This window comes from Salinicola sp. MIT1003, from assembly GCF_001858555.1.
Taxonomy (GTDB): domain Bacteria; phylum Pseudomonadota; class Gammaproteobacteria; order Pseudomonadales; family Halomonadaceae; genus Salinicola; species Salinicola salarius.
In genome coordinates, this window is the sequence record NZ_MCAP01000029.1 from 1 (window position 1) to 12,959 (window position 12,959).

Here is a 12,959-nt window from a genome sequence, read left to right on the forward strand (position 1 = left end):
TCTCTGGACTATGTGGCACCCCGAGCACACCCGGCATTAGCCGCGTAGGGTGTGCAGAAACCAGGGGGTCATTACACCACTGCCCGCAGCAAAATGGCATGGTCGAGAGCCTGATACGAACGCTGAAAGAGCAGTGCGTGCATCGTCATCGCTTCGAGACGTTGCAGCATGCCATGCGCGTGATCGGGGACTGGGTCCAGTTTTACAACCACCGGCGCCCTCATCAGGCGCTGGGCATGAAAACGCCAGCTGAAGCGTACGCCCGTGCGTGCGAATTAGCGGCCTGACCTGTGCAGAAACCGCTAGGTCATTACAAATATTCTTTCATCCTTGAGCAGCGATTAGTACCGGTGAAGAGTTCGCACCCTCTTGTTACCCTCCTTCTCTATGCACTGCAGCATAGAGAGTTAGCAAAATCCTGCTACACCGTGAAACCCTAGGATAAAGGCCACTTAGACCAATTGCCTATATACTAATTGGCGTCACCCTCGAAAATAAAAGAAAAGCTACACTCTTTTAATAAATACAGCGAGCTAGCAATGTGTATAGAAATGATGGCAATATCAAAACCGGAGTTAAGAACGCTATCTAATTACAATGGGGAGCAGCTCAATTACTACGACACAGGAAATTCTTATGCCACTATAAACATTATACTGATGATTCCTCCAGAATTTAAAAAAAATAAAATAATAAGGATGCTTTCCAACCTAACTGCGGATATACGTGTAATTGCCCCCATTCATAGAGAAGAAAGGAAAATAAAAACCTCAGCACATGAAAATTATACAGCAAAACAGCTGGGCCTTGCTATAGAGATAGCCGAAAAAATATTTTCAACTCCCGTGCATATAATTAGCAGCATCCCAGAGGGCCAAGCTGCGCTTAAGTTGAACGACCTTCGCCCTGACCTTGCGGCTTCGTTAGCGGTAGCATACAAAACATACTTAACCCAAGAAAAGTATATCGAAAATCAAATCCAATGCATTAAAGAAACCAACCAAGCAAAGCGAACAGCTGTTTTATAACAATAAATCAGCAGAGCAAAAAATATGATTCGCGCTATGAAAAAACGGAGATAATGAATGAAACGGTGCATTCCAAGCACAACCGCACTGATCACCTTCGAAGCCGTTGCTCGCTTGGGGGGGGTATCACGCGCCGCGAATGAGCTATGTCTAACAGAAAGCGCAGTTAGCAAACAAATCACTAAGCTAGAGGACTATTTAGGTATAAAATTATTTGATCGGGCACATGGTCGTGTTGTCTTAAGCAGAGCTGGCTACAACTACTCGATAGAAGTATGTAAAATACTTGATGATCTCGAAAAAGAGACAAAGTCAATCATAGGTTATGATAAAGAGCGAAAAGAACTAAGAATAGCGGTACTACCTACCTTCTCAAATAAATGGCTATTGCCTCGTCTAAACAACTTCTGCTGCGTTAATAACGATATAACAATAAATATTATTGGACAGGTAGATCCTGCTAATCTTCAAGAGTCCGAATTCGACGCAGCGATCCATTTTGAAGACCCAAAATGGGCCGAGCTACGACAGCAGACTCTTTTCAGTGAGGAGCTGATAACTGTGATTAGCCCGAAGCATTTTGATGCCTTATCATGGCACGATAACGTCTTAAAAATTGCGTTATTACATAAGGCTAGCCGTGATGATGCATGGAAGCGCTGGTTTTCCCAAACCCATATTAGACATTCAAACCCAGCATCTGGGCCACGTTATGACTCCTACGCAAATATAATAGAAGCTGTGCGCTCCGGAATGGGAGTTGGGCTCGTTCCAAAATTTTATGTTGAACCTGAACTTGAGTCAGGAGAGCTGGTTCAACCATCTCCCTACGTACTAAAAAATGAAAAGACATATACCCTCATTTTTCCTGAAAGCGAGTCACTGCCTACAGCCCTGAACCTATTTATAGACTGGATAATGCAGGAAGCGCACCTGTTCATGCAGGAGCGCAACGCAGAAAACCTTCAATCTACTCGTCGACCTATTTCCAGGCCTACACTCGCTCTTTAAATCAATGGTTTCCAAGGCTCGGGATGGAATCGGTAGCCTGCACCCTCCCGAGAAATATGGCCAAAGCCGGGGAAATCGAGATGCATTCCGCCGACTAGCAATTGATCAGCAGCAACCATATCCAGTATGCGCTTGCGCGTTGTACAAGCAGCCTGAGGATCGCTATCAAAATCTAATGTTACATCTGGTCGTGTCAGTTGTATATTCGGTACATGGACGAGGTCCCCCCAGATCATGAGCGCATCATTACCGGAGGCGATAAGGTAAGCCGTGTGCCCGGGGGTGTGCCCAGCTATAGGCATGGCCATAACGCCAGGAAAGACCTCGCCCTCTGTAAAAAGCGATAGTTGATCTTTGTATGCTTGAAGATGCTTACGCGCAGCGCGGAAATATCGATCTTGCTTGCGTAGCTCAACACGCGCCATCTCAGCATCGCTTGTCCAATGGCGAAACTCATCTTCATGCAAAGCAATTTCAGCATTGGGATAGATACGTGCGCCCTCATCCGTAGTCAAGCCATTAGAATGATCAGGGTGCATATGCGTCAACAGTACCTTTTCTATATCCTCTAGAGCAAGGCCCGCCGCTCTTATATTATCTGCTAGGTAGCCAAGTGTCAGCCCCATGCTATTGCCGGAGCCGGTCTCTATCAGTGCGACGCGGCCTTGGCATCTAACCAAATACGCATTGACCGAGATACGCGGAGGCGAAAGCAAGCAAGCATCGGCCATCAGCTTTTCGCCTTCTTGTGGGGTAATACCTTGAAATATGCCATAAGAAGTATCAAGATAACCATCGCAAATGGCGCTTACTAGAATGTTTCCAACCTTCCTATGATAAACACTGGCAACCTGTTTCATCTTGGCTCTCCACAAAGTTAGTACGCGGCTCTAAAAAACCTTTAATTTCTAGCAAATATATTTTCACTAGAATAAGAAAAACATCGTATTCTAGGTTGCTGTAAAAAAAAACGGTTAAAGGTTTCATCCAACAAATTCATAAATTGCCGCATTAACTCAGGAGTACGTAAATCATTCTCTCTATATTTCACCTCAATGTATGCTTCTCTGCCGGTAAAGCCTAAGACATCAACGAATATAATGTGAACTTTATCAATTTCGGCTTGCAATGTTCCGGTGCATATATTGGTGCACTCCTTCATAAACCCATCGATGGAACTTTTATTCAATGCACACTTGTCCGAGGCAAAAATCGTTACATTCGGCATGTTTAAAACCTTAATTATTATTCAACGGTTGCTTATTTACAACATATCTTAGATTCAGTAAGCTTCATTTAAAGTTCGAAGAAAATCTGCTTGGCTAGTATAGCGCGGGTTCCATCGATTATAATTTGCTTCCAGGCAAAGCTTAGCAATTTCTTCAAACTTCTCTTTTTGCACGCCAACCTCCCTCAGGCGCGGTGGAACATCAAGGTCCGCGCAGAGCTGCTGAATGAACCGAACCGTATGAACCGCAGCATCTCTGACTGGTAATCCACGCACGTCGCAACCGAAGGTTTCTGCCAGCCGAGCATACTTTTCCTGCACAGCAATACGATTAAATTCTGCAACGTGAGGAAGACAGAGCGCATTGGAAAGGCCATGCGACAAATGAAAATAAGCGCCAATAAAGCGGGAAATACAATGTACATTACCAAGGCCGGTAATGCCAAAGGCCATGCCAGCAAGAGAGGAACTACACAGCATATTCAGTGCGGCTTCCTCATTTGACCGATTCGCAACGAATGGCAGCAAATTACTAGACAGTAATTCCAGCGCATGCAAATTCATCGCATCCGTAATAGGATTGGCGTTAAGTGAGATATAAGACTCGAAAGCATGAACGAATGCGTCCATACCTGCATGCATGGCAACATGTGCTGGTAACGTCTTTACTGCCAAAGGGTCAAGAAGAGCAACTGAAGCCGGATTTAGCTCTGCATGGCGGATAGACATCTTCAGATGACGTGTAGAATCAGTTATGACACAGGAGCCCGAAACTTCTGAACCAGTCCCCGCGGTGGTTGGCACAGCCACGAGCGGTAACGGCTTTACCTCAAATTTACGAATACCTTCATAATCATGAATTCTACCTCCATTCGTCATCAAGATGCCTACTGCTTTTGCAACATCAATAGCACTACCCCCACCAAGAGCGATTAGTGCTGATGACTTATTATCTTGGCAGACGGCAAGCGCTTTCTCTACTGTTGTATCGCTCGGGTCCTGCTCTACTTCCGTAAACAAGGCCCAACCAATATTATCCTCATCCAATACCTGAGTAATACCAGAAAAGACTTCACTTTCCAGTAAGGCTCCGTCAGCTATAATCAGTACCCGCTCTGCCCCGAGCATCTTTACTATTTGTGCCGCCTGAGCATGAACACCGGCCCCCATTAGAATTTTTGTAGGACAATAATAATTTTGCATAGCCTAGTCACCTCAATGTGGAGAATGATTTGCTTCTAAAGCAAGGTTGGGCATTACATCAAGGCGTATAGCAATGCCTTGAGTCATAGACGAAACAGCCGGATAAGCTCTCATAACAGCCGGATCATGTCCCGGCACAATATGTTCTACGCTGTCTGCAGCCGCCCTGACCGCATCGATCCCAGCAAAATAGGAAGGCACATCATGGACTACTGGAAAAGGTCGTTCCAGGAACATGTTATCGAGATAATGCATCGCATCCGAAGCAATCGCGACGCGACCTCGCTTAGTCGGTACGGTAACAAACTGAAGGCCGGGTGTGTGTCCGCCAGTCTCATGGATATATAGCCCAGGGGCGACTTCTTTCACACCACGGTGGTAAACAACGCGCCTCTCATATAGCAACCGTACAAATGAACAGACATGTTCCACATCATAAGCTGTTTTCATGAAGGAGTTGCACATGCATGGACCAACAGCATGTTGAATTTCGACGGGGCAGGCATGAAATACCGCGTTAGGAAATTTATCGAAGTTGCCTGCATGATCCCAATGCAAATGGGTGACAATAACAGTATCTACTTCATGCGGCTCAACACCGACGCTGCGTAGCCCATCTGTCGGACAACGTAAGAATTCATGGCCTCGTTTCCTACAGGTCTGTTCATTACAGCCGGTATCGATTAATACTGTACGGTCGTGTCCTACCGCGAGCCAGACGAAGAAATCCATCGGTAATGCCGCATCATGAGGATCTGCTTTCATTCCTATAAAGTTCTGGTGCCTCAATCGCTCTTGATTAGTTGCATAGCGTATGGCGTAAAGTTCATAAGGCACTGCGCATCCTCCATAAATTAGTAGCTCAGCCGCTCACCGTGGCAATTTTCGCAGGGAGGGCGAGCTTCTCGCGTACTGCGGAGGGAAACTAACTTCAGCTTCTAAGGCCTCAGCGGCATGCCAAGCCCAGCGAGGGTTATAGGTCATGCCTCGCCCAATAGCTATAAGATCAGCTTGGCCTAGGGAAAGGATCTCGTTAGCTTGCGGACCATGCATAATATGTCCCATGGCCATTGTGGGGACGCCAGCTTCGTGACGGACTTGTTCGGCAAAGGGTACTTGATAGCCCGAATAAACAGTTATTTTCTGATCGGGAGAGATCCCCCCGCTAGACGTAGCGATATAATCACACCCAAGCTCTTTAAGTTCGCGAGCGAAGATGACCGAGTCTTTAGTATCCCAGCCGCCCTGCACCCAATCGGTAGCCGATATCCTCACTCCAAGCGGCTTATGTTCTGGCCAAACAGCGCGGACCGCTCGAAAGACCTCTAGTGGATAGCGCATCCGTCCCTCAATGTCGCCACCATATTTATCATTCCTGCTATTGCTAAGAGGCGAGAGGAAAGAATTAAGCAAATACCCATGAGCACAATGTAACTCGATTAGGTCAAACCCGAGTTTCTCTGCTCGCATGGCCGCCTCTATATAGCGCTGCTTGATTTCCAATAGCCCGGCATCGTCTAGTGGCAATGGGGTAGGCCTTCCAGGGTAAGGCAAGTCCGATGCTCCGATGAGTTCCCACCCGCCCTCATCGGGTAAGAGCCCCTTTCCTCCAAGCCAAGGTGGACAGACCGAGGCCTTGCGTCCAGCGTGAGCTAGCTGAATACCTAATTTGGTGGTGCCATGGCAACGCGCGAACTCGATAATCCTTTGCAGTCTGGGAATGTGTGTATCTGACCAGAGCCCTAGGCAGTTAGGGCTAACACGCCCACGGGGCTCGACGGCCGTTGCTTCAAGAATGAGTAGTCCCGCGCCTGAAACCGCCAAATTGACCAAGTGCATGAAATGCCAGTCCCCAGCACGCCCTTCATTATCGGCAGAATACTGGGCCATAGGAGATACAACGATCCTATTGTCGATTAGCAATTCTCGCATCTTATAAGGTTTAAATAAAAAGTTACCCATATATAATTCCTAGCCCATCATTATTTTAGGGAGCAACAAGGTAATCTCTGGCAAAGAGAGCAAAAGCGCAAGAACTATTAGCTCAAGAACTACAAACGGGAGTACGCCAAAATAAACTTCTTTAGTCGCCACTTGACCGTTCGCTGCGCTAATTGCAGCAAAAAGATTAATTCCAACAGGAGGTGTCATACAGGACAGCTCGATTAGTTTGACCATAACAATCGCAAACCAGATTGGATCGTATCCAAGTCCCTCTACAAGAGGATGAACGATGGGAACCGTCATCACCATCATTGAAATTGGATCCATAAGCATGCCAAGCACAATGTAAATGCCAACTAAAGACAGAATGACCATCCAAGGCTCGAATCCATGGTTATTGACAAACTCCAGAAGGACATCAATGAACCCGGTCACAAGGAGCAGGCGAGAAAAGGCTGTCCCACCCATAACAATGAAAAACAAGGCAGCAGTAATAAGAGCGGCATCAGCCACATTACTAACTAGCTCGCTCTTGCTTAAGCGGCGTAACACCAAACCGACGAGAAGCACACCGAAAGCGCCAATTGCCCCTGCAGCGGAAGGTGAAACAAGGCCAGAATAAATACCGCCAATTACCAAGAAAGAAACAAATCCAATAGGCCAAACACCCTTCAGACTTCTCAGGCGCTCCCTAAGTGGGTATTTTTTGACTGGCGGTGGTGTCCAGCTAGGCTTGGCACGTGCCAAGACAGCAATGCCTAGCAGGTAAACAACACCGGTTAAAATACCAGGTACGATACCCGCCATTAATAGCTGGCCAATGGACTCGCTAGTCAGCACACCGTAGAGGACGATTGTTATGGAAGGTGGAATCATAGCTGCAAAAGTGCCAGCCCCAATAATACACCCGATCCCCGCCCCTTTATTGTAGCCGAGAGCAATCATCTCTGGCAGTGCAATGCGTGTAAACAGCGCAGCCCCAACGATAGTCGATCCGTTAACGGCGCCAAATCCTGCCGCGGCAATGACTGTAGCCATATAAAGCCCACCGCGAACTTTGGCAAGCCACATATTTGCTGCTTGATAAATATCTTTAACAATGCCAGTAGAACCCGCGATTAATCCCATCATAACGAACATGGGTATAGCAGCAAACGTATAGTTAGCTGCGGTATTGTATGGCAGTGTTTGAAATGTTGTTAGAGTATAGTTTGGCCCAACGGCCAGCATCATTCCGGTGCCCGAAACCAGTAGCATTGCAACAGCTACCGGAATGCCGAGCGCCATCAGCCCGAGCATGACGAATATACTGAACGTGGCTACTAGAGTGGGATCCATCATAAGCCATCCATTGTTTAATTTTCGATATCCGTCGCACCGACAGAATGCTTATTAGAACTATCTAATTTCTGTGCCATAGCCCACATTAATTCACGTACACACTCCATGCAGGCGACAAGTAAGCCAGCTGCGGCTACTATTTTTGCAAGCCAGATTGGCACTCGGAATAGACCAGCGGACACTTCGTTATTTAGCCATCCTTCATAGGCTGTGATACCTGTGCGCCATAAAAGAAAGCCCAGCACCACCAATGTTACGGTGAGAATTAACTTCCTCGCCCAGCGTGCCAGCCGTGGTCCATAGTTGCTACTAAAGATATCTACAGCTACATGGCTTCCTTGCTTCTGTGCATAGGCAAGGGCAGAAAATATTGAAACAGCGAGTAACGCTTCGCTGATCTCGACGGCGCCTACCACTGGCTTGTTCCAGAACGCACGTCCCACGGTATCTGCTGCACCTATGATTAATATGACAACAACACTAAGCCCAGATACACATAGCATAATGTTGGACAGCTTAATAACTACGTTATTTAAGGCCAGCAGTAGCCTAGCCCCGCGACAGTGCTGCGGGGCATTGGCAGAATAGGACGCCTTAAGGGGTGTCTTATTCTCATTCATCATTAGAATCCATAAATTTTCTTATATCGGCAACTACACTTTTAGCTGCTTCACACTGTCCGTTTTCACACATGTCCTCTTCCCAAGCATCAAGTAGGTTGGGTACGGCTTCATCCAACTTATCTTGATCTTCAAAGTGGACAATTTCTACTCCTGTCTCTTGTGCAGATTCTAGAGTCTGCTGCTCAAGCTTTGCGAATTCCTCTTTCTCATAGGCTTCCGCAACATCGGCTGCCTCATCGAGAATTTGCTTGAACTCAGGTGACCAGGATTCATAAGTATCCTTGCTTACAAAGCTTGTAAACGCGGCAATAGCACCGAGATTGATATCGCTCCAATATGGTGCAACTTCAGCAATCTTAAGGAAACCTGCCCCCTCAATAGAGAGGTAAGAACAGTCAAGGCTACCACGTTGCAGACCTTCATAGACTTCAGTCATAGCTATATTAACTGGTACGGCCCCAAGCTTCTCGAACATGATGGGAGGCCATTCACCGAAGGTTCGTACCCGCAAACCTTCAATATCTTCGATAGAACGAACAGGCTCCGTACATTGCAAGCGATAGGGTGGAAGCCCGTGAAAGAGGATAGGATGTAAATTATTCTCCTCTAGCTCGTCCTTAACATAGGAGTTATTCTCGGCGAGATATTTTTGTGTCTCCATCGCTAGAATGGGATCATCCCAAGTTAAAGGCAAGCTATTTACAAGACTCATAAGCGGCATTTGTCCCGGATAATAGGCTGGGACAAAGCTACCTACATCTACTGCTCCATTAGCTGTAAGTTCAAGCAGCTCGTTGCCTCCCCCCATTGCTCCTGACCAATAAAACCGAGCATCAACTTTGCCATCTGTCCGCTTTTCTAATTCTTCAGCAAAGAGTTTATCAGCTTGGGATGATCCCCATGCTTCTGCCGAAAAATGGGCCCAGCGTAGTGTAGTCTCGGGTATGCCTTCACTTGCCACTGACAATGTACTAGAGACAAGCAAAGAACCAAAAACCAAGCCTTCTTTGAATGCGCACTTTATATTCATTACTCATTCCTCACATAGAAGCGACTGACGTTGTTGTATTTTTATTATTAACTTACAGCATTGCGCCCAGCTATTCTTCCAAATACTCCTCCCCGCAGTACAGAGGTAGCGCCTGTGTAGGTTCCCTGATACATGCCTATTACCTCTCCTACCCCATAGAGCCCTTGAATAGGCCGTCCGTCTCCATCAAGCACTTCGCTTCGACTATTTACTTTGAGCCCGCCAAAAGTGAAGCAATTTCCGCAAATAATCGGGTAAGCCATAAACGGAGCGCAATCGATTCTCCTTGCCCAGTTCTTCTTGGTCGGCAAATAACCTGGCGCGGTCTGGAGGTTATCAGGAAATAAGGGGTCAAATTCACCTTCATTACAAGCTTTATTATAGTTCTCGACCGTAGTAGAGAGTTCCACCGGATCAACATCAAGCTTTTCGGCTAGTTCCGTAAGGCTTGACGCTGTAATCGGAGGTTGATCGGAACGTACTGAGCGCTGCCAATTCGGAACGTCATTAATTTTATTGTCAAGTATGACGTAAGCAATGCCTTGCGGTTGATTGAGTATTTCTCTTGCTATAGCTTCATAAGTTGCGTCTACGCTAGCAGGGGCTTCATCTACAAACCGCTTTGCTTGTTGGTTAACAAGGATACCGTAATTAAAAACTAACACTATCGGTTCAGGTGCGCCTGATCGCGGGTCAATCGGTTCGGCATGAAAACTCGTAAAGTCGCCGCCACCAGCCGCGCCCGCTCGCAAGGCCATTTCTATGCCTTCGCCACGGTCATAATAACCACCTCGCGCAACAGGGCGAATATAACGAGACCTGGGTCCTATGTAGCGGGCCTGCATTTCATAATTTCCCTGGAAACCGCCGCTAGCAAGAATAACTTTGGGAGCACGAATGATAAGTGTTCCCTCCGGTCCCCGGGCCCTAACGCCGCAAACTATACCATCATCATCTAGGCAAAGGCTTGTAGCCGTAGTTTCGTAGCGGATACTTCCGCCATTCTTCTCTACCCAATCGGCGAGAGTTTCTACTACGGCCAACCCACCGCCGAGCGGTACAATACGCGAGGTGCTTGTAGTAATAAAGTAACCAGGCATGGAATCGAAACGGATACCATAAGATCGCAGCCATTCCAGCGTCGGCCCAGCCTCTTCTGCAAAGGTTGATATCAGTTCCGGATCAGTGAAGGGGTGCGCTTTTATGATCGAGTCCCAGTCATCATAAGCTTTTCCAGTTATCTTTATAAGCTCTGGGTCTAAGTGATGACCTGCATTTTCTGCGAAGTGGCTCTCAAAATCATCCGCTACTTCCTGCACATTTTTCATACGCAGGTTTGCCTCTGTCCAGCGAGTGTTTCCCCCCCTGTCCTCCTTGGGAGCACGTTCCAAGACCGTAACACTGGCCCCCGCCTCCATTGCAGAAACTGCAGCTGACAAACCCGATATTCCGCAGCCTACGATAACGATATCGCTATGCACCTCGCCGTGCTTCATAATTCCTCCCATGTTGAGGGTTATCTGGCCAATCAATAAATTTACAGTTGGCCAAGATCTTGCAATTAATACTTTCTAATGAAGGGGCTAGGCATTTCTAAATCAGAAGATATCCAAACACTCTTGGCTTCTAAATATTCTTTCACGGCTTCGATACCGCCTTCACGGCCTATTCCGCTATGCTTGAAACCACCGAATGGTGTAGTATAGCTAGTTGAACGATAGTTATTAATCCAAACCGTTCCAGCCTTTAGCTTATCAGCCATCAACATTGCGCGATGTAGGCTTGAAGTCCAAACACCCGCTGCAAGGCCGAACCGAATATCATTGCCAATGCGTAGGGCATCTTCCTCGTCCTTAAACTTGATCACTGAAAGGACGGGGCCGAATACTTCTTCCTGTGCTATCCGCATATCATTAGTGACATCGACAAAAACTGTCGGCTCGACAAACTGACCGCAACCGTACTCTCCACCTGAAAGCCGATTACCACCAGCGACGCAGCGAGCTCCCTCTTCCTTTGCGATATTTATATAAGAGAGAACTTTTTGGAACTGGGGCTCAGTCGCAACCGGACCGATCTGCGTTGAGCTATCAGAGGGATCTCCGATCTTTGCTGATTTCGTAATTTCAACAAGCCTCTCGACTAATTCGTCATGGATGCTTTCTTGAAGGAGTAGGCGTGACCCAGCCATGCAAGTCTGCCCTCCTGCTGAGAAAATGCCAGTTATGACCCCATTAACTGCATTGTCTAAATTGGCATCATCGAAGACTATATTTGGCGATTTCCCTCCGAGCTCAAGAGATACACGCTTCAGCCCATCAGCCGCAGCTGAATATACTTTTCGTCCTCCATCATCACCACCTGTGAAGGCTACACGCGCAACATCCGGATGCCGCACTAAAGGGTCGCCCGCCTCCATAGCAAAACCCGAGATCACATTAAATACTCCAGCGGGAATCCCCGCTTCTGTGAAAAGTTCTGCTAAATCATAGAGCGAGGCTGAGGTGAATTCTGAGGGCTTACATACCATCGTATTCCCTGCACACAGAGCTGGAGCCGCTTTCCAAGCTGTTAACAGCAAAGATGAGTTCCAGGGAGTAATGCTGGCGATGACCCCCATTGGTTCATACTTTACGTAATTGAAAACCTTCGGCTTATCAATCGGTACTACGGAGCCTTCAATCTTGTCCGCCAAGCCGGCGTAATAATAAAAGTATTTTGCGACATACTTTACCTGACCTAGGACCTCGCTCATCAGCTTGCCGTTATCCCGGCTTTCTACTTCGGCTAGCCGTTCTGAGTTTTTTTCGATGAGAGCGCCTACCTTGTATAGCAGTGCACCTCGCTCGCTCGCTGACAGACGACCCCAGTCGCCATCCAGCGCACTTTTTGCTGCTGCCACGGCCCGATCTACGTCTGCCTGGCGAGCGCGAGGAATCTTGGCCCAAGGCTCACCTGAAAACGGATCGAGACTGTCAAACCACTCTTTCTCTACCGGGTCTACATACTCGTTGTTGATAAACAGTTGGTAATTTTTCATTTCTGTTCCTTAGGTGCTTTGCAAGGTGCTTTTTCATCGTCTTTCAAGCTTCCCGCTCAGTCAATTGACATTCCAGAAACTGAGCTTGACCAATTGGAATACATTAGACCAAATATCTATTTTATATTTTTCCATATACCCCACACTTTGCCCAAAGCCTTCTACAGGGGCTATGGGCTACCGCCGCATCAACTTATATTGAACAGAGAAGAAAACTCGATGAATTACGGAAAATTATTCATCGCTGGGGAGTGGATAGAAGCGTCCAAAACCAGCCTCGTTGTAGATAAGTATAATGGCAAAGCTATCGCTCCATTTGGTATCGCTAGCGAGATGCAGGTTAATAGCGCAGTCTCTGCTGCACGATTGGCCTTCGAAAACTCTTCTCTCCCCCCTTATGCCCGTTATGAGATCCTAGTAAGAGCTGAAGGCATGGCGGTCTCAATGACCAAGTGCAACACGTGAGCCATCAGGTACGGTGTTGCCATGACTTACTGCTATCGCCATCTCT

General features: G+C 47.2%; 13 protein-coding genes. 4 read left to right on the forward strand and 9 right to left on the reverse strand.

Annotated elements, in window-relative coordinates:
- The 3 genes from BC443_RS18260 to BC443_RS18265 all read left to right on the forward strand — a co-directional run.
- A partial coding sequence (locus tag BC443_RS18260; protein WP_247643276.1) for an integrase core domain-containing protein occupies positions 1-287 on the forward strand: 287 nt, incomplete at its 5' end.
- Positions 288-539: 252 nt separating this feature from the next.
- A complete protein-coding gene (locus tag BC443_RS18625; protein ID WP_139284303.1) occupies positions 540-1,028 on the forward strand; it encodes a hypothetical protein in 489 nt (162 codons plus the stop codon).
- Between the two features lie 57 nt (positions 1,029-1,085).
- Entirely contained in the window at positions 1,086-2,039 is a 954-nt protein-coding gene (locus BC443_RS18265; RefSeq protein WP_083387361.1) for a LysR family transcriptional regulator, read from the forward strand.
- On the opposite strand, the gene BC443_RS11750 is transcribed toward BC443_RS18265, so the two are convergent.
- From BC443_RS11750 to BC443_RS11780, 9 genes are all read right to left on the reverse strand, one after another.
- Entirely contained in the window at positions 2,036-2,899 is an 864-nt protein-coding gene (locus tag BC443_RS11750; protein WP_071232035.1) for an MBL fold metallo-hydrolase, read from the reverse strand. The two genes, BC443_RS18265 and BC443_RS11750, sit on opposite strands and share 4 nt — an antisense overlap.
- 422 nt (positions 2,900-3,321) lie before the next feature.
- Positions 3,322-4,470, reverse strand: coding sequence for an iron-containing alcohol dehydrogenase (locus tag BC443_RS18270; protein ID WP_210766284.1), 1,149 nt, complete (start codon positions 4,468-4,470; stop codon positions 3,322-3,324).
- 12 nt (positions 4,471-4,482) lie between these two features.
- A complete protein-coding gene (locus BC443_RS18275; protein ID WP_210766285.1) occupies positions 4,483-5,307 on the reverse strand; it encodes an N-acyl homoserine lactonase family protein in 825 nt (274 codons plus the stop codon).
- 33 nt (positions 5,308-5,340) lie between these two features.
- Positions 5,341-6,432 carry an NADH:flavin oxidoreductase/NADH oxidase gene (locus BC443_RS18280; RefSeq protein WP_083387362.1) on the reverse strand — a complete coding sequence of 364 codons (1,092 nt, stop codon included), beginning with the start codon at positions 6,430-6,432 and terminating at the stop codon, positions 5,341-5,343.
- Positions 6,433-6,441: 9 nt separating this feature from the next.
- The gene (locus BC443_RS11770) at positions 6,442-7,755 is read right to left on the reverse strand and encodes a TRAP transporter large permease subunit (protein ID WP_071232039.1); all 1,314 of its coding nucleotides are present in this window, start codon (positions 7,753-7,755) and stop codon (positions 6,442-6,444) included.
- Positions 7,756-7,769: 14 nt separating this feature from the next.
- Positions 7,770-8,375 carry a TRAP transporter small permease gene (locus BC443_RS18285; RefSeq protein WP_170835877.1) on the reverse strand — a complete coding sequence of 202 codons (606 nt, stop codon included), beginning with the start codon at positions 8,373-8,375 and terminating at the stop codon, positions 7,770-7,772.
- Positions 8,368-9,408: a C4-dicarboxylate TRAP transporter substrate-binding protein gene (locus BC443_RS11775; protein WP_083387364.1), complete on the reverse strand. Its 1,041-nt coding sequence runs from the start codon at positions 9,406-9,408 to the stop codon at positions 8,368-8,370. The genes BC443_RS18285 and BC443_RS11775 overlap by 8 nt, the downstream gene beginning before the upstream one ends.
- A gap of 47 nt (positions 9,409-9,455) precedes the next feature.
- Positions 9,456-10,904 carry an FAD-dependent oxidoreductase gene (locus BC443_RS18290; RefSeq protein WP_083387365.1) on the reverse strand — a complete coding sequence of 483 codons (1,449 nt, stop codon included), beginning with the start codon at positions 10,902-10,904 and terminating at the stop codon, positions 9,456-9,458.
- Positions 10,905-10,969: 65 nt separating this feature from the next.
- Positions 10,970-12,448, reverse strand: a complete 1,479-nt coding sequence (locus tag BC443_RS11780) for an aldehyde dehydrogenase (protein ID WP_071232041.1) — start codon at positions 12,446-12,448, stop codon at positions 10,970-10,972.
- Between BC443_RS11780 and BC443_RS18630 the strand changes: the two genes are divergently transcribed.
- Positions 12,434-12,913 carry an aldehyde dehydrogenase gene (locus BC443_RS18630; RefSeq protein ID WP_139284304.1) on the forward strand — a complete coding sequence of 160 codons (480 nt, stop codon included), beginning with the start codon at positions 12,434-12,436 and terminating at the stop codon, positions 12,911-12,913. The genes BC443_RS11780 and BC443_RS18630 overlap by 15 nt on opposite strands.
- The last annotated feature ends 46 nt before the right edge of the window (positions 12,914-12,959 follow it).